Annotated in this window: 13 protein-coding genes; 5 read left to right on the forward strand and 8 right to left on the reverse strand. The window is 44.6% G+C overall.

Annotated features, from left to right (window positions below; all coding sequences use genetic code 11):
• Positions 1-54 precede the first annotated feature (54 nt).
• Together HMPREF1532_RS09345 and HMPREF1532_RS09350 are read right to left on the reverse strand one after the other, a co-directional pair.
• The gene (locus tag HMPREF1532_RS09345; protein WP_005928183.1) at positions 55-1,623 is read right to left on the reverse strand and encodes a PL29 family lyase N-terminal domain-containing protein; all 1,569 of its coding nucleotides are present in this window, start codon (positions 1,621-1,623) and stop codon (positions 55-57) included.
• 98 nt (positions 1,624-1,721) lie between these two features.
• Positions 1,722-2,567 (reverse strand): T9SS type A sorting domain-containing protein, encoded by an 846-nt coding sequence (locus tag HMPREF1532_RS09350; RefSeq protein ID WP_005928186.1) that lies wholly within the window; start codon positions 2,565-2,567, stop codon positions 1,722-1,724.
• A 376-nt stretch (positions 2,568-2,943) separates the two neighbouring features.
• On the opposite strand from HMPREF1532_RS09350, the gene HMPREF1532_RS09355 reads away from it, so the two are divergent.
• Genes HMPREF1532_RS09355 through HMPREF1532_RS09370 form a run of 4 tightly spaced genes read left to right on the forward strand, consistent with a single transcriptional unit; the run spans position 2,944 to position 9,310 of the window.
• Complete coding sequence (locus HMPREF1532_RS09355) at positions 2,944-6,021, forward strand: SusC/RagA family TonB-linked outer membrane protein (protein ID WP_005928189.1); 3,078 nt, start codon at positions 2,944-2,946, stop codon at positions 6,019-6,021.
• A gap of 19 nt (positions 6,022-6,040) precedes the next feature.
• Positions 6,041-7,882, forward strand: a complete 1,842-nt coding sequence (locus tag HMPREF1532_RS09360; protein WP_005928192.1) for a RagB/SusD family nutrient uptake outer membrane protein — start codon at positions 6,041-6,043, stop codon at positions 7,880-7,882.
• A 23-nt stretch (positions 7,883-7,905) separates the two neighbouring features.
• Positions 7,906-8,313, forward strand: coding sequence for a hypothetical protein (locus HMPREF1532_RS09365; RefSeq protein WP_025818985.1), 408 nt, complete (start codon positions 7,906-7,908; stop codon positions 8,311-8,313).
• 25 nt (positions 8,314-8,338) lie between these two features.
• Complete coding sequence (locus HMPREF1532_RS09370) at positions 8,339-9,310, forward strand: DUF4466 family protein (RefSeq protein WP_005928198.1); 972 nt, start codon at positions 8,339-8,341, stop codon at positions 9,308-9,310.
• A 98-nt stretch (positions 9,311-9,408) separates the two neighbouring features.
• On the opposite strand, the gene HMPREF1532_RS09375 is transcribed toward HMPREF1532_RS09370, so the two are convergent.
• From HMPREF1532_RS09375 to araJ, 6 genes are all read right to left on the reverse strand, one after another.
• Positions 9,409-10,278, reverse strand: coding sequence for an SDR family NAD(P)-dependent oxidoreductase (locus HMPREF1532_RS09375; RefSeq protein ID WP_005928200.1), 870 nt, complete (start codon positions 10,276-10,278; stop codon positions 9,409-9,411).
• A gap of 29 nt (positions 10,279-10,307) precedes the next feature.
• The gene (locus HMPREF1532_RS09380) at positions 10,308-10,949 is read right to left on the reverse strand and encodes a chloramphenicol acetyltransferase (protein WP_005928202.1); all 642 of its coding nucleotides are present in this window, start codon (positions 10,947-10,949) and stop codon (positions 10,308-10,310) included.
• On the reverse strand, positions 10,946-11,809 hold the full coding sequence (gene lgt, locus HMPREF1532_RS09385; RefSeq protein WP_005928203.1) for a prolipoprotein diacylglyceryl transferase: 864 nt from the start codon (positions 11,807-11,809) through the stop codon (positions 10,946-10,948). Before lgt ends, HMPREF1532_RS09380 begins: the two co-directional genes overlap by 4 nt.
• 18 nt (positions 11,810-11,827) lie before the next feature.
• Positions 11,828-12,736 (reverse strand): ketopantoate reductase family protein, encoded by a 909-nt coding sequence (locus HMPREF1532_RS09390; protein ID WP_005928205.1) that lies wholly within the window; start codon positions 12,734-12,736, stop codon positions 11,828-11,830.
• 3 nt (positions 12,737-12,739) lie between these two features.
• Positions 12,740-13,843, reverse strand: coding sequence for a redox-regulated ATPase YchF (ychF, locus tag HMPREF1532_RS09395; protein ID WP_005928207.1), 1,104 nt, complete (start codon positions 13,841-13,843; stop codon positions 12,740-12,742).
• A gap of 108 nt (positions 13,844-13,951) precedes the next feature.
• A complete protein-coding gene (araJ, locus tag HMPREF1532_RS09400; protein ID WP_005928209.1) occupies positions 13,952-15,094 on the reverse strand; it encodes an MFS transporter AraJ in 1,143 nt (380 codons plus the stop codon).
• 339 nt (positions 15,095-15,433) lie between these two features.
• Between araJ and HMPREF1532_RS09405 the strand changes: the two genes are divergently transcribed.
• Positions 15,434-16,960 (forward strand): arylsulfatase, encoded by a 1,527-nt coding sequence (locus tag HMPREF1532_RS09405; RefSeq protein WP_005928211.1) that lies wholly within the window; start codon positions 15,434-15,436, stop codon positions 16,958-16,960.
• Positions 16,961-16,968 lie beyond the last annotated feature (8 nt).

A 16,968-nucleotide genomic window follows, 5' to 3' on the forward strand; every position in this document is an offset into this window, starting at 1 on the left:
TTCTTCTGTCGAAAAATAGATTCGTGACTTGTTTTGAGTTGAAGTTGAACCGTTTTATCGATGATATTGAATAAAGGCAGCCAGTGGAATCCCCATCGTAGGATAATTTTTGTAGGGATGAGGCTGATAGATCTGCATGCCCTCTTCGTCATAGTAATAGCCGTCTTCGTTGTCTATCGTGATACCGATGTCTACCAGATAATACCCTTCGGATTCCTTTTTATCGAAATTGTCGATCAGGTATTTCCGGAAACGCCACATGGCAAAGTTTTGCATGACGGTGAAGTTCCCGTCTTTGTTGTCCATCGTACCGCAGGTGCTGCAAGGGATCAGTATCACAAACTTGCCGTTGGGCACCGCTTTCAGATACGACTCTTTCACTATTCTCAGTTGTTTGTCGAAAGTGGAGAAGTCGGCGTTGATGTTGTTTCTGAAATCGTTCAGACCGAGCATTTCCGCTAAGAACTGGGGAGGGGTAATGTTCCACATGGCAAGGTATTTGCCATAGTCGAAATTCCATGTGAAATCATCTTTCTGGACATTGACCCATTGGTTGCCATCGTACATGACGAATGATCTTTTAGCGTTGTCATATAGTATGTCCCCTTTTGCGGGCGACTTAAGATACCCGTCTTCGTTGAACTTATACAGGCAACTTCCATATTTACCGTTGGTGGCTTCCAGGTTGGGTCTTTCTCCTTTCTCTACAAGGAAACAGAGTTGCCAGAATTCGGTCGATCCCCAATAACGGAAATCCCCGTCCGGATGCATGAAACCGTGATAGCGGTTGTTTCCCGTGAATACCTCAAAGTACCAGCTCATGCAGGCGCCGTTGCGTCCTTCGTCGTATTGCCCGGTTGTGTACTGCGGATCGTCTTCCGTTTCAACCTTTACGTCTCTTAATCCTACGAGCTTGAGGTTCGGTACATATCCTTTTCGCAATAACGCATCTTTGTAAAAGGCACCTTGTGTATAGCTGTCGCCGATGATTTGTGCCACGACTTCGGAATTACCGGTACCTTTTATTCCCAGTCTGATTCTGGAAGAGTGAGTCGCCACTCTGGTGAAGTTTTTGAGTTCGTATAAGTTGGCAATGATTTTCTTGTCATTTTCCGGTTTGTCTACCGATACTACCCGTTCCAACCGGCGTGAGTAGAAATCTCCATTGAATAGGACACTATAATCGAACGGATACCATCTTTTTATGAACGGTTCTACAAAAATGTCATTTCTGGTATCCGACAGCATGTACAGATAACTGGGCAGGCATATTTCATTTACGTCGGACTTATTGACGGCCAGCGTGATCTGTGTACCGTCACTGAAACTGAAAGTCATTTGATCGCCATTGGCCGAGATATTTGTAATTTGGCTTCCGTCGGTGCCGTCGATTCCGTTTTGCAGCACAACGGTGCTCCCATCGGAGAGGGTGATTGTGTAACCATCGTCCGTAGTGGCTACATGGGTGATGTAGATATTGTTTTGAGATGCTTCGAGCAGCTGTTTCTGGACGTTTAGCTCGTTGCGCAATTTTTCTACTTCCTCTTTCCAGTCGTCGTTCTGACACGAAGGCAGGAGGAGGGTACAACATAAAAGAATGGTGGTGGTGATGAGGTTTTTCATAAGCGTTTTTATTAAATAATGATGAGATTAAAAATGAAAATATCCCGAAACTGCTTGAATCCCGGGATATTTTAGGTAATGATGGAAACTGGTCTTTTTTACAGTTTTATAATGTGTTTGCTTACTGTTTTTCCACTAACCAACTTCACGGAAATAATGTATGAACCCGATTGCAGGGCCGATAGGTTGATTTGATTCTCTCCTGCCATGTTGTAGCTGCCGGCCAATTGACCGCTGATGGCATACAGGTTGGCCGACTGAACTGCTTCTTCGGAATCGATCGTAATATAGTCTGTTACGGCAGTAGGATAGATGTTTAAACCGTCGTTGGCTTTAGCAGACTTGATTCCTGTGGGCGAACCTTTATAAGCGAATATGTTGGATACATAAATATTAGGTGCATATTGCTTGGAGAGTGGTTCGTATATACCGTCTCTGCTGCCGAGTCTTAAGCCGTTGATCACATAATTCTTATTCTCCGCAGTCCAGTCGAAGTTTTCGATAGGAAGATCGATAGAATTCCATTGATTGGCTTTCAAGTCGAATATTTCGCTGTAAGCATCTGCCATTGCCGGGTAATTCCAGGTTACGCCTACCACGAACTGGCAATCCTGATCCGGCCAGAAATCGAAATGCAGATAGTCATAATCGGTAACGGTGGCGCCGGCATTGGTATAGAATGAGGACCATTCCAGGTTAATCATATGCAGAACCGCATCCTTATTAATATAATCGTCTACGAAATTATCCGGACTAAGTCCCCAGTTTGTACGTAGGATCAGTTTGTGATCTGATGCCGGTTCATAAGTCTTTCCATAGAACGAAATGACGTCTGCTTCCGGGTAAGTCGGAGTAGGAGCGGCCATTGTCGGTTCTTGTGCATTTGCAAATTGTGTACTGCCTAATAATGCCAAGGCTGCAATAAAATAAGTAATCTTTCTCATAATCTTAAAATTTTAGAGTTTAACGATTTGTTCCCTTTTGGTGTGGGCAAAGTAATGGAAAAGATCATTTTGGGGATGTAATAATCTTATTTTTTTATAGAAGAATATTGTTTTAACTATTTATTTTTCTGAAATTCAACCCCACTAAACTAAGATTATTATATCCTTCTATAAATATGAAATATTCTTCTATGGAACAAGCTCCGAGGAAGCTACTTTTGTAGACAGGTAAAAGAAAACTTAGTTTGTCAACAAAAGAAAGGAGGACATGTAGAAGAAACGATGAATTCAATAAACTGCACTTGTGATAGATGATAATCTTCCGGGTCGGAGAGCTTGTGATTTATTTAAAAAAGAATCTAATACTGATAATTGTATGATTTCAAAAGACGAAAATATAAAAAGGCGGATCATTGGTGTTTTATTTTTCTTATGTGCTCTAAGTCCTGCATTATGGGCTCAGTCGCGCATTATAAAAGGTGAAGTGCTCGATCCCAACGGAGAACCTCTGATAGGTGTAGGGGTTATGATTAAAAATACTACTGCTGGAACCATCACTGATGTCGATGGAAGATATTCCATTCAGGTTCCCGATAATAATGCTGTTCTTTCCTTCTCTTATGTAGGCTATAAAAGAAAAGAGGTCAAGGTGGGAAGTCAAAGCGTGATTAATATTTCTCTGGAAGAGGAATCCGTATTGATGGATCAAGTTGTCATTGTGGGATATGGTAGCCAGAAGAAAGTCAATCTGACGGGAGCCGTAGCTGCAATTTCCGTTGACGAATCCCTTGCCGGCCGTTCGGTTGCCAATGTCTCTTCCGCTTTGCAGGGGTTGATGCCGGGACTGTCCGTGAGCCAGAGCTCGGGTATGGCGGGAAATAATTCTGCCAAACTGTTGATTCGTGGTTTAGGAACGATCAATAGTGCCGATCCGCTGATCGTGGTGGACGACATGCCGGATGCCGATATTAACCGGCTAAATATGAATGATATAGAAAGTATAACCGTCTTGAAGGATGCAACGGCTTCTTCCGTTTACGGTTCTCGTGCAGCCAACGGTGTAATACTTGTTAAAACCAAATCGGGTAAAGGTTTGGAAAAGACGCAAATAACCTTCTCCGGATCGTATGGATGGGAAAAGCCGACGAATACTTACGATTTTATATCCAATTATCCACGCGCTTTGACTTTACAGCAAATTTCCTCTTCGACCAATCCCGGCAAGAATGGAGAAAATCAGAATTTTAAGGATGGAACGATCGACCAATGGCTGGCATTGGGAATGATTGACGACAAGCGGTATCCGAACACGGACTGGTGGGATTACATCATGCGAACGGGTTCCATTCAAAATTATAATGTATCGGCAACGGGTGGAAGCGAGAAATCGAACTTTTACGCATCTGTGGGATATATGAAGCAGGAAGGATTACAGATAAATAATGACTACGACCGCTATAACGCCCGTTTTAACTTTGACTATAAGGTGATGAAAAATGTGAATACCGGATTCCGTTTTGACGGGAACTGGAGTAATTTCACTTATGCCTTGGACAATGGTTTCACGAGCGATTCTAACCTGGATATGCAGAGTGCGATTGCCGGTATCTATCCTTATGATCCGGTTCTGGATGTTTATGGCGGTGTAATGGCGTATGGAGAAGATCCACAGGCTTTCAATCCGTTGAGCTTTTTCACAAATCAGTTGAAGAAGAAAGACAGACAGGAGTTGAATGCTTCTTTCTATCTTGACTGGGAACCCGTAAAGGGTCTGGTAGCCCGCGTGGATTATGGTTTGAAGTATTATAACCAATTTTATAAGGAAGCGGACATCCCCAACCGTTCTTACAATTTCCAGACGAACTCGTATGGTATCAGGGAATATGTTACGGAGAATGCCGGAGTTACAAACCAGACGAGCACCGGTTACAAAACTCTGTTGAATGCCCGTTTGAATTATCACACGGTTTTTGCTACACACCATGATTTGAATGCCATGTTCGTATATAGCGAGGAATACTGGCACGACCGTTATCAGATGTCCTATAGGCAGGACAGAATTCATCCGTCACTCTCCGAAATAGATGCTGCCTTGTCCGGAACACAGTCTACTTCCGGTAATTCTTCGGCAGAAGGACTCCGTTCTTATATCGGACGTATCAATTATTCTGCTTACGGCAAATATTTGCTGGAACTTAATTTCCGTGTCGATGGTTCGTCTAAGTTTCAACCGGGACACCAGTACGGCTTTTTCCCGTCGGCAGCTTTGGGCTGGAGGTTTAGCGAAGAGTCGTTTGTGAAGCCTTATATAGGGAAATGGCTGGCAAGCGGAAAACTCCGTGCTTCTTACGGTAAGCTGGGTAACAATAGCGGTATTGGCAGATACCAGCAGCAAGAGGTGCTTTATCAGAATAACTATATGCTGGACGGTTCGATTGCCAAAGGTTTTGTGTATTCTAAAATGTTGAACCCGGATCTGACTTGGGAATCTACGGGAGTATTCAACCTGGGACTGGACCTGATGTTTTTCGATGGAAAACTCGCTGCGGAATTTGATTATTACGACCGTCTGACGACCGGTATGTTGCAAAAGTCGCAGATGTCCATTCTGCTGACCGGTGCTTATGAAGCGCCTATGGCAAATCTGGGGACGCTCCGTAACCGGGGATTCGAAGCGAACTTAACCTGGAGAGACCGGATTGCAGACTTTACTTATTCTGCCAATTTCAATATCTCTTATAACCGTACGAACCTTGAGAAGTGGGGGGAGTTCCTGGATAAAGGATATGTTTACATAGATATGCCTTATCATTTTGTATACAGCCAGCCGGATCGCGGATTGGCTCAAACCTGGACCGATTCCTATAACGCTACCCCTCAAGGAGTGGCTCCGGGAGATGTGATCCGTCTGGATACCAATGGCGACGGACGCATTGATGGCAATGACAAAGTGGCCTATACAAACTTCCAGCGCGATATGCCGACTACCAACTTCGCCTTGAACCTTCAGATGGGATGGAAAGGTATCGATGTATCTTTACTGTTTCAAGGATCGGCTGGTCGTAAAGACTTCTGGAACAACAAATATACGGAAATCAACCTGCCGGACAAGCGTTATACCTCCAACTGGGATCAATGGAATAAGCCTTGGTCGTGGGAGAACAGAGGAGGAGAGTGGCCGCGTTTGGGAGGATTGGTGACTAACAAGACGGAAACTGATTTCTGGTTGCAGAACATGACTTATTTAAGAATGAAGAACCTCATGATCGGTTATACCTTTCCGAAAAAATGGACGAGAAAGTGTTTCATAGAGAATCTCCGGATTTATGGAACGGCGGAAAATCTGCTGACTATTACCGGTTATAAAGGACTCGATCCGGAAAAAGCGGCTAACTCACAAGATTTGTATCCTATCACCAAATCTTATTCTATTGGCGTTAATCTGAGTTTTTAATAAATGAAAAGCGGAAATTATGAAAAGAGTTTATATTAAATATATAGGTTTGATTGCTGGGATGATGATGCTATTCAGTTCCTGTGCCGACTTGTTGAATCAAGAACCTACGGTGGATCTGCCGGCTACTAATTATTGGAAAACAGAGTCCGATGCCGAATCAGCATTGAACGGGCTGGTATCCGATATACGCTGGCTTTTTAACCGGGACTACTATCTCGACGGAATGGGAGAATTTGTCAGAGTGCGCGGTAACTCTTTCCTGAGCGATAAAGGACGCGACGGAAGAGCTTACAGGGGGCTTTGGGAAATCAATCCGGTAGGCTACGGCGGCGGATGGTCCGAAATGTACAGGTATTGCTATGGGGGCATCAACCGTGTAAACTATGTAATCGACAATGTCGAGAAGATGATAGCTAATGCAAGTAGTGAAAAAACGATCAAGAACTTGGAAGGCATAATCGGTGAATGTAAGCTGATGCGGGCTTTGGTTTATTTCAGATTGATCATGATGTGGGGAGATGTGCCTTATATCGACTGGAGAGTATACGATAATTCGGAGGTTGAGAACTTACCGCGTACTCCGCTTGCCGAAGTAAAGGATCATATCCTGGATGATTTGCTGGATGCTTTTAAGAAATTGCCCGAAAAGGCGACAGTTGAAGGCCGTTTTTCACAACCTGCCGCATTGGCTTTACGCGGAAAGGTACTGCTTTATTGGGCAAGCTGGAACCATTACGGTTGGCCGGAACTGGATACGTTTACACCGAGCGAAGAGGAAGCTCGAAAAGCATATAAGGCGGCAGCCGAAGATTTCAGAACGGTGATTGATGACTATGGTCTGACTCTGTTCAGAAATGGAGAGCCGGGAGAATGTGACGAGCCGGGAAAAGCCGACAAGCTGCCCAATTACTATGACCTGTTTTTGCCTACGGCAAACGGTGATGCCGAATTTGTACTGGCATTTAATCACGGTGGCACGAACACAGGGCAGGGCGATCAGCTGATGCGGGATTTAGCCGGACGAAGTGTTGAAAACTCACAATGTTGGGTATCTCCCCGTTTCGAAATTGCCGATAAATATCAGTCTACGATAACCGGTGACTTCTGTGTACCGTTGGTTAAGTTGAATCCCTCTTCTGTGCCCGATGCCCGTACCCGTCCTAATTCAGCCGTGAATCCGGAGAGTTATAAGGACCGGGATTACCGTATGAAAGCGTCGATCATGTGGGATTATGAAATATGCCAGGGACTCATGTCCAAGAAAGTGACAGGATGGGTGCCTTTCATCTACAAGATGTGGGGAAGTGAAGTAGTTATTAATGGTGAAACCTATATGTCCTACAATACCGATGGTACCAATTCCGGATATGTATTCCGGAAGTTTGTGAGGAACTATCCTGGTGAAGAACGGGCTGACGGAGATTTCAATTGGCCTGTCATACGTCTTGCCGATGTGTTTTTAATGTATGCTGAGGCGGATAATGCCGTAAACGGTCCTCAGCCTTATGCCATAGAGCTGGTGAACAGAGTGCGTCACAGAGGTAATCTTCCGGTGTTGGCATCCAGTAAGACATCTACTCCCGAAGCATTTTTCGAAGCGATAAAGCAGGAGAGAATTGTGGAACTGCTGGGAGAGGGCCAGCGTGCATTTGATACGCGCAGGTGGAGAGAGATCGAAACAGTCTGGTGCGAACCCGGTGGCAGAGGAGTAAAGATGTATGATACGTATGGAGCACAGGTTGCCGAATTTTATGTGAATCAGAATAACCTGGCTTATGAACGTTGCTATATTTTCCAGATACCGGAGTCGGAACGTAACCGTAATCCGAATTTGACTCAGAATAAACCATACAGATAATAACTATATAACAGATGATGGGTATGAAAACATATTGGAAAAATATATTCTTAATTCTTTTAATGATATTGTCGTTAAGCGGATGTACTGAAAATCCCGTTGATGAAGACGGACTGTTGATAACCGGAAGAGAGGAATGCTATGTCAGCAACTTTGATTTGTTAGGGACGGATCGCTTGTCTGTAAGGATTGGCAATGCCGAGATTGACAACAACGAATGCACGATTGACGTGGTGGTAGCCTATGGCACCGATCTGAGAAACCTGTATCCGCAGTTCACTCTGGTGACGGATGCTAAGCTGGACCCAAAAATTACGGGTATAACCGATTTTTCGGATTTGGACAATCCGAAGCGGTACACGGTGATTTCCGGAAACAGACAAGTCCGTAAAACATACACGGTATATGTATCCGTACAACCGCTAAAATAGGTCTTTAATAATAAACGATGTAACGATGATGAAAAAATATAATAAAATTGTAGGTTTCGTTCTTTTGTTATGTTTGTCTTTTTCTTTTGTAGCTTGTGACAATGAGGAAGATAATACATTGTTAAAAAACGATTGTCTGAAAAGGACATTGGGACCGAATGTAGTTGGCGAAAATATTTATTTTGCTTACGCTATGGCTTTGCCTTATCATACGGGAAAAATCGTATCGGCTCAGGTTGAAGCGACCATCAAAGGTGCGGAAGGCACTTATCTGGAAAATAATTCCTACCACACGAATGCCGAGGGGGCGGATGTGCCTGTCCTTGTCGGCAATCCTTGTACCAATAACGATAATATCACGCAGGTAGAATTTTGCGTAGATACTTGCGCGGCCACGTTAAGGTACTATTATAAGATTCCGGAAGCGGCTCGCGGACAATCGGTTGCCTTTACCTTCTCTGCAAAAGCGGACAACGGCGAGACGGTTTCCCTGACAATGGGACCGTATACCATCGCTAAGATGGAGATGAAGCGTAATCTTAAGTTTGATGATGATTATTGTTATGTCTCTATAGCAGACATGGAAATTTACAATCAAACAGAAGCTGCTGCTAATCCCGATAAGATCGATCTTGTATATGTGTGGCAGCGTGAAAGCACTTTCAGACACTCTTTTGCCGCACCGGCTGCCGATCCGCAGTGGCTTCCCGATATTGTATTACCGTCGGGGGTAAATAGAGATGCCAAGATACGGAAAGAATTTGGAATGATAGACTCCCACTTGACCGATGAACCTAATAGTGGCACGTATATAGATGATATTGATTTTGAAACGATCGACTTGTCTAATATGCCCAATTATGTTATAAATCTCAAAGATAAAGGAGGTATGTGGGTTGAAACACAAGACGGTAAATACAGGGCTTTTATCTATTTGAATAGCTTGAAGACGATTCCGGGGGGAACCCTGAGCATGAAACGCTATACTGTAAAGTAACGCGGATCGTTTTCATCGATGCAGGAACAAAATATCTCAGATCTGAAACGTTCGTTTCGAGGTCTGAGATATTTGTTGTAGTATGGAGGTGTATTATGTTATTCGATATAAATCATCTTCTTCGTCATTCCCCCGTCGATTGTGATATTCTCACCATTGATAAAGTCATTTTCTTCCTGGCTGAGAAACAGGCACATCCGGGCAATATCTTCCGGCTTGCCTACTCGTCCTGAAGGGTGCTGTGTGTGATCTTCCGGCCGGAGTTGCTCATAATGATTGTTCTGTATCCAGCCCGGTGCAATGGAATTGACCGTGATATGCCATTCGGAGAGCGAGAGTGCCAGCGCATGTGTCAGTGAGTAAATGCCGCCTTTGGATGCTGCATATCCTTCACTTCCCGGCTCGCTCATCAGATAGCGGGTTGAACAGATATTGATGATCCTGCCGAATGGATTAGCAGTGGATTGAGACTTACGGTGAATGGCCAATAGCCGGGAGGTGATAAATACCGGACGTAAGTTAACTGACAGGATCTTATCAAAATCTTCTACGCTCGTTTCGGTGATAGGGGAAAATTCGCTGATACCCGCATTATTGATAAGAATATCGATGTCTCCCCAAACCAGAAAAATACGTTGCATGCAGTGTTCAAGTGCCTCTTTGTCGCTTACATCGGCCCGATAGAATACAGCTCCGGTATCTTTTGCAGTCTGTTGGCCTGCCGTTTCGTTTCTGTCGCAAAATGCCACCCGATATCCCGCACGGCAGAATGCTTCTACAATGGCTCTACCTATCCCTTCGGCTCCTCCGGTGACGAATACCCGCTTTTTCCGTTCTGTGGCCGATGGTGCCGGTTTATTCTGCTGAGCAGTACCTGTTACCGGCCGGCCATATTTTTTAGCCCTTTCCCAAGCGGCTTTTCTGGCTTCATACTGTTCACGTTGTTTTTCTATATAGTTGTCTGCCATGGTCGAGTCTGTTTATTGAGGAGCACTCTTTATTTCAGGAACTCTTCTACCTTTTTATAAAAGAGTGAAAGATGATGTCCGTCTATAAATCCGTGATGAATGGTCATGGCGATCGGCATCACTAATTTTCCTTCTTTCAGTATTGCCTTCCCGGCGTTCATTAACGGATAATTGCTGCCGTGGCGATGTTCTTGCGTACAGGTCAGCGAAGTGAAGTATAAATCGGGAGTGGCGCTTAGTAATATGACATCGAGCAGATCTTTACCGCCTACCTTCTCCATATCATAAGGATTCCCATTAGGATCGATATCATTGATAATTGCTTTTGCTGTCGTATAGAAAGTCTGGAAATCGGTATTCCACGGCAAGCGGATGGTGAAGAAGCGTCCGTTTTCTTTCACCTTTATGGGAGTCAGCATATCCACATGGTCAAAATAGACCACTCTGCCTTCTGCATCTATACGAAAGCGAAACTCCGGAATTTCATTAACGGCACGTAGTACCGCATAAAGATAATGGAGGAAGAATGATTCGCCGGCAGCTTTGGCACGTGCTTTTGCTCCGGCACACTCTACTTCGGAAGTGATAGAGATTGTAGGGTTTTGAAAACCAAGAAAGAATTCGTAATTCTCTTTCCGTTCCCAGGTATTTATGTCTATGATATGTTTCATTTCTTGATTGCTTCTTTATTTTCTTTCTTCGTTTTTCTATCGTAAAAGAACATGAAGTAAACGCCGATGATAACGAACGGGATACTCAACCACTGTCCCATGTTGAGACTCATATTGTTTTCAAAGCTGACCTGATTCTCTTTGAGGAATTCTACAAAGAAACGGAATGTGAAAATAGCCGTCAGGCAGAGTCCGAAGAAGAAACCGCGATGCAGCTTTTTGCTGTAATTCTTATAGAGATACATCATTACGAGGAAAAGCAGGAAGTAGGCAATTGCTTCGTACAGTTGTGCCGGATGGCGGGGAAGCATGTCTACCCGTTCGAAGATGAAAGCCCAGGGCACATCGGTCGGCTTACCGATGATTTCCGAATTCATCAGGTTGGCCAGACGGATGCAGCAGGCGGTGATAGGAGTGGCTACGGCAATCATATCCACTACATCCATGTAGTGCATTTTGGTCTTCCGGCAGTAGAGCCAGAGGGCGATCATCAGCCCCAATGTACCACCGTGGCTGGCAAGTCCTTCATAACCGGTGAATTTCCATCCTCCGTCGGGCAGAAATCTGACAGGAAGTATCATTTCCCAAAATCCTTTGAAGCTGGTCAGGTAGGTCTGCGGATCGTAAAACAGGCAATGACCCAGTCGGGCACCGATAAGGATGCCGAAGAAACAGTAGAAAAACAGGGGATCGAACTTCTTCTCATCTATCTTTTTATCACGGTATTGATAATGAACGATGATATAAGCCAAAAAGATGCCAACCGCCCATAGCAATCCGTAATAACGGACGGGGAGTCCGAAAAGATTGAACAGTTCGGGACTTGGGTTCCAATTGATAGATAATAAGAAAGTGTTCATAACTTATAAGGTTTAATTTTATGATCTGAATTTTTTAGCGACTTCCCGATAAGTGGGTACATCTATTCCTTGCTCTTCGGCGGCTGTTATCATGTCGAAGAGTAACCCTTGCACTTCGGATTCATGACCTTTTGCCATGTCTTTCTGCATGGAAGCAGTGCTTTGAGGGTCGAGTTTATCGATTACTTTAAGGTTGTAACCAACGGGATCTTCGGGAAATTCTATACCGAGTTTTTTGCCCAATGCAGCGCTCTCCGTAGAAAGGCCGATGAAGGTGTCGCGTATTTTGCCCGGTTTCTGTACTTCACCCATTGGGACGTCGTAGTAGGCACCGGTGACGGCCATTGCCGAGATGAATGACCATTTGATGAATGTATCCCGCTGAATGTCAGGCGATAGGTCTACTTTGATTCCGCTTTCCACCAGTTCGTCACGCACGGCTTCAAGCAGTTCGGGAGATACGTCTGTGCCTTTATGTGCTCCGTATACCAGGCGGAAAATGGTTCCCATCTGAGTGATTTCTCCCGGTGCGGATACAAAGCCTACGATGTAGATGCAACCGTCCAGAACGGTAACTCCCGGCACAAGGCGTTGGATGCGTGGTCCTGTGCCATACACATTTAATATGGGAATGACAATTGTTTTTTCGTGGGCGGCACGCTTTATCAGTTCTGTAATGGAATCGACGGAATAACCTTTTACACAAACGAATATTACGTCTGCCTTTTCGTCGTATTCTTCTGCCGTACAGGCTTTCACAGCGATGGTATGATCCCCCTTCAAGTCTGATTTTAGTTTCAGACCGTTTGTTTGTATCGCTTCGAGGTGTGCCCCGCGAGCTATACAGGTAACATCTTTTCCCGCCAGAGCAAGAAAAGCGGCAATACTGCCTCCTACACCTCCGGTTCCTGCTATGAGATAATTCATAAATTATACGTTAAAGCGGAAATGCATGATATCTCCGTCTTGTACTATGTATTCTTTTCCTTCTACGCCCAACTTGCCTGCCTCTTTCACGGCAGCTTCCGAACCGTATTGGATGAAATCGTCGTATTTGATGACCTCTGCACGGATAAATCCTTTTTCAAAGTCCGTATGGATCACTCCGGCGCATTGGGGAGCTTTCCAGCCCTTTTCGTATGTCCAGGCCCGTACTTCCTGTACACCGGCCGTGAAATAGGTTTCCAGATTCAATAGCTTGTAGGCTGATTTGATAAGACGAGCTACACCCGATTCCTCCAGACCTACTTCGGCAAGAAACATCTGACGGTCTTCATAAGTCTCCAGTTCGGCAATGTCCGATTCTGTTTTGGCGGCCACAATCAGAATCTCTGCATTTTCGTCCTTCACAGCTTCACGTACCATGTCTACGTATTTGTTTCCGCTTACTGCGCTGGCTTCGTCTACGTTGCAGACATACATCACGGGTTTGCTGGTAAGCAGGAAAAGTTCACGGGCAATCTTTTGCTCGTCTTTTGTTTCGAATTGTACGGTACGGGCTGATTTCCCTTGCTCCAATGCCTCTTTGTATTTCACCAATACGTCGTAGGCCTGTTTGGCTGCTTTATCTCCACCGGTCTGTGCCTGTTTCTGCACTTTCTGTATGCGGGCGTCGATGGTATCGAGGTCTTTCAGTTGTAATTCGTAGTCGATGATTTCTTTGTCGCGTACCGGATTTACACTTCCGTCTACGTGTGTCACGTTATCATCGTCAAAGCAACGGAGTACGTGCAGGATAGCATCTGTTTCGCGGATGTTAGCAAGAAATTTATTGCCCAATCCTTCTCCTTTACTGGCTCCTTTTACCAATCCGGCGATATCCACGATTTCTACCGTAGTGGGTACGATTCGTTGCGGATGTACCAGTTCCGCCAACTTATTCAGACGTTCGTCCGGGACGGTAATTACGCCTACATTCGGTTCTATTGTACAAAAAGGGAAGTTTGCCGCTTGTGCTTTCGCATTTGACAAACAGTTGAAAAGTGTCGACTTACCCACGTTCGGCAGTCCGACAATACCACATTGCAATGCCATTTATCTATTTTGTTATTTTATTTATTATCAATGCACATTAAACAGTACGTACTGTTTAAAATATGGGCGCAAAGATAACTATTCTTTTGCAGGCAAGCAATTATGTTCTCAATTTTCATATTTCTTGTGAAATACAGTCAGCAGTATAAATCCTGCAAAAGCGAAAGGGACACCTATCAATGCAGGATATTGATAGCCAAGTCCTGCTTGCAATGCTAATCCGCCGGAGTAAGCACCAATTGCGTTTCCCAAATTGAATGCCACCTGTACGCTGGCTGCTCCCAACATCTCTCCTCCTTTTGAATAACGTATCAGCAAGACTTGTTGCGGACTGGAGAGGGCAAACAGTCCTGCCGTACAAAGACACATCAGCAATACGGACAGCCACGAAACGGATGATAAAAAGAAAATTAGCAATAGTGTGACGCAGATGCATGCCTGTACGGTAGCTGCCACTCGTCCCGGTTTGTATTTATCGGACAAACGTCCACTGGCAAGATTTCCTACAACCATACCGAAACCGGCAAGTACCATTAGAAAAGTAATGCTCTGAGGATGGAATCCGGATACATGGGTCAGTAGCGGATTGATATAACTGTACCAGCAGAATACGCCGCCGTTTCCCAACAGGGTTGCTCCTATCAACAGCCAGGGGGCGGGAGATTTAAGAAAGCGGAACTGTCCTTTTAATCCTGTATCGGGCAGGCTTTCTATTTGTGGCACCCAGCGCCAGATGTAGTAGAGTATAATCATTCCCCAACAGCCTACCAACAAGAAAGTTACACGCCATGAAATAGCGGCACTCAATGAAGTTCCCAATGGGACACCGAAAAGATTAGCTATCGTCATCCCAGCTACCATAATAGAGACGGCTTCCGAACCTTTTCCTTTATCTGCCAATTTTTCGGCAACAATAGAGCCTACTCCGAAATAGGCGCCATGTGGAAGTCCGGAGATGAAACGGGCCAACAACAGTATCCAATAGTTAGGTGCCAGAGCCGCACTTATATTTCCTACCATGATCAGCGTGACGAGTATCAGAAGAATACGTTTCAACGGATGTTTGCGGGCAAGTATCAGCATAGGTGCCCCTACGCATACTCCCAGCGCATAGGCAGAAATAAAATGTCCTGCCTGGGAGATACTGATACCGAAATCATGCGCCACATCGGGCAGAATACCCATCATGACAAATTCTGCGATACCCAATCCCAAGGTACCGAACGCCAATGCGATAAGACTTTTCTTCATATTAACTATACCAATCTTTTTACCGGCGGCAAAATTACAACAATCATGAAAAACAGCGATCAGTGCTCTCTTGTTTTTGAGTTTATCCCCTTTTTTCTTGATTTATGTCATTTTTTGCATTTCGTCTATTCGGTCTTTTTGTTCTGTCCGAAAACGGCCGATTGCTCATTTTGTAGACTGAAGAAAAAGGTTTCTTATGCTCCATATACTACTTTTTGTTTATCTTTGTTGAAAATATCGTTTTGGACGGTGACTTGATGACCGGCTCTTTCTTTTTTGTAAAACAGCCTTTTATGATTTGTGCTAAAATTATGATTATATAAATTAACCTTTGTGACAATGAAAACACTTCCGATATTAAACAGTATGTTAGTGCTGGCTTCCGGGGCCGGACTTTCGGCTCAGCAGGCAAATGCTCAGCAAAAACCTCATATTATTCTGATCATGTCCGATCAGCACCGTGCCGATGCTTTGGGATGTATGGGAAATGAATCCGTCATCTCACCCAATATAGATCAGTTATCCCGGGAAGGGACCTTGTTTTGTAACGGCTATTCTTCGACGCCGAGTAGTACGCCGGCACGCGCCGGGCTATTGACCGGTATGTCTCCTTGGCATCACGGTATGCTGGGTTATGGAAGGGTGGCCGAAGAGTACAAATATGAAATGCCCGCCATGTTGACGGAACAAGGCTATTATACATTCGGCATTGGAAAGATGCATTGGTTCCCGCAGAAGGCTTTGCATGGTTTTCAGGGGACATTGATAGACGAGAGCGGGCGTGCCGAGTCAAAAGACTTTATCAGTGATTACCGGTTATGGCTACAGCTTCAAATGCCGGGTGGAGATCCGGATTTGACAGGTATCGGTTGGAACGAGCACAGGGCAGGCATTTATAAATTGCCTGAAGAACTGCATCCCACAGCCTGGACAGGTAAGATGGCCTGTGAATTGATCCGAAATTACGATAACGAAAAACCTCTTTTTCTGAAAGTTTCTTTTGCACGGCCGCATAGTCCGTACGATCCTCCCCAACGGCTCTTGGATGAATATTCGGATAAAGAAATTCCGGCACCTTATATGGGTGATTGGTGTGACAGGTATGCTGCCCTGCTTGATCCGGCGAAAGCGGATAAAGACGCTCCATTTGCCAACTTTGGGACGGAATATGCCCGGAATTCCCGCAAGTACTATTATGCAAATGTGACATTTATTGATGAGGAAATAGGTAAAATAGTACAGGTCTTGAAGGACAAAGGCATGTATGACAATGCTTTAATCTGTTATGTCTCCGATCATGGGGATATGTTAGGTGATCATTACCATTGGCGGAAGACCTACCCTTACGAAGGTTCTACACATGTGCCCTATATTGTGAAATGGCCCGATTCGTTTGGTGTAAAAAAGGGAGCCCAAATAGATGAGCCGGTAGAGTTGCGGGATTTTCTGCCTACTTTTTTAGAAGTTTCCGGCGCACAGGTTCCGCAGGATATGGACGGACTTTCTTTATTGGCTTTGATGGATGAAAATAGAAAACCCGGCTGGAGACAGTATATTGATTTGGAGCATGCTACCTGTTATGCTAAGGAAAACTATTGGTGTGGTTTGACGGACGGTAAGATGAAATATATATGGAATTTCCATACAGGTGAGGAACAGTTGTTTGATCTGGTAAAGGATAGGGGAGAACAGAAAAACCTGGTGTCGGAGAAACGCTATAAACATAAACTGGAAGAATTGCGTGGGGCAATGGTGAAACACTTGAGTGAACGGGGAGAAGGGTTTGTGAAAGATGGAAAATTGGTGGTTCGGAAAGAAACTTTGCTTTATAGTCCCAATTACCCCAAGACAGAGGCAAGTGAATAAGATTGGTT

This window comes from Bacteroides salyersiae WAL 10018 = DSM 18765 = JCM 12988 (assembly GCF_000381365.1).
GTDB classification, from domain to species: Bacteria; Bacteroidota; Bacteroidia; order Bacteroidales; family Bacteroidaceae; genus Bacteroides; species Bacteroides salyersiae.

Excerpts from the sequence above, each read along its gene's own strand:
- HMPREF1532_RS09355 (WP_005928189.1), top strand. The coding sequence starts at position 2,944 with ATGATTTCAAAAGACGAAAATATAAAAAGGCGGATCATTGGTGTTTTA.
- HMPREF1532_RS09375 (WP_005928200.1), bottom strand. The coding sequence starts at position 10,278 with ATGGCAGACAACTATATAGAAAAACAACGTGAACAGTATGAAGCCAGA.
- HMPREF1532_RS09380 (WP_005928202.1), bottom strand. The coding sequence starts at position 10,949 with ATGAAACATATCATAGACATAAATACCTGGGAACGGAAAGAGAATTAC.
- HMPREF1532_RS09390 (WP_005928205.1), bottom strand. The coding sequence starts at position 12,736 with ATGAATTATCTCATAGCAGGAACCGGAGGTGTAGGAGGCAGTATTGCC.
- HMPREF1532_RS09360 (WP_005928192.1), top strand. The coding sequence starts at position 6,041 with ATGAAAAGAGTTTATATTAAATATATAGGTTTGATTGCTGGGATGATG.
- HMPREF1532_RS09350 (WP_005928186.1), bottom strand. The coding sequence starts at position 2,567 with ATGAGAAAGATTACTTATTTTATTGCAGCCTTGGCATTATTAGGCAGT.
- HMPREF1532_RS09365 (WP_025818985.1), top strand. The coding sequence starts at position 7,906 with ATGAAAACATATTGGAAAAATATATTCTTAATTCTTTTAATGATATTG.
- HMPREF1532_RS09405 (WP_005928211.1), top strand. The coding sequence starts at position 15,434 with ATGAAAACACTTCCGATATTAAACAGTATGTTAGTGCTGGCTTCCGGG.
- HMPREF1532_RS09345 (WP_005928183.1), bottom strand. The coding sequence starts at position 1,623 with ATGAAAAACCTCATCACCACCACCATTCTTTTATGTTGTACCCTCCTC.
- HMPREF1532_RS09370 (WP_005928198.1), top strand. The coding sequence starts at position 8,339 with ATGATGAAAAAATATAATAAAATTGTAGGTTTCGTTCTTTTGTTATGT.
- araJ (WP_005928209.1), bottom strand. The coding sequence starts at position 15,094 with ATGAAGAAAAGTCTTATCGCATTGGCGTTCGGTACCTTGGGATTGGGT.
- lgt (WP_005928203.1), bottom strand. The coding sequence starts at position 11,809 with ATGAACACTTTCTTATTATCTATCAATTGGAACCCAAGTCCCGAACTG.
- ychF (WP_005928207.1), bottom strand. The coding sequence starts at position 13,843 with ATGGCATTGCAATGTGGTATTGTCGGACTGCCGAACGTGGGTAAGTCG.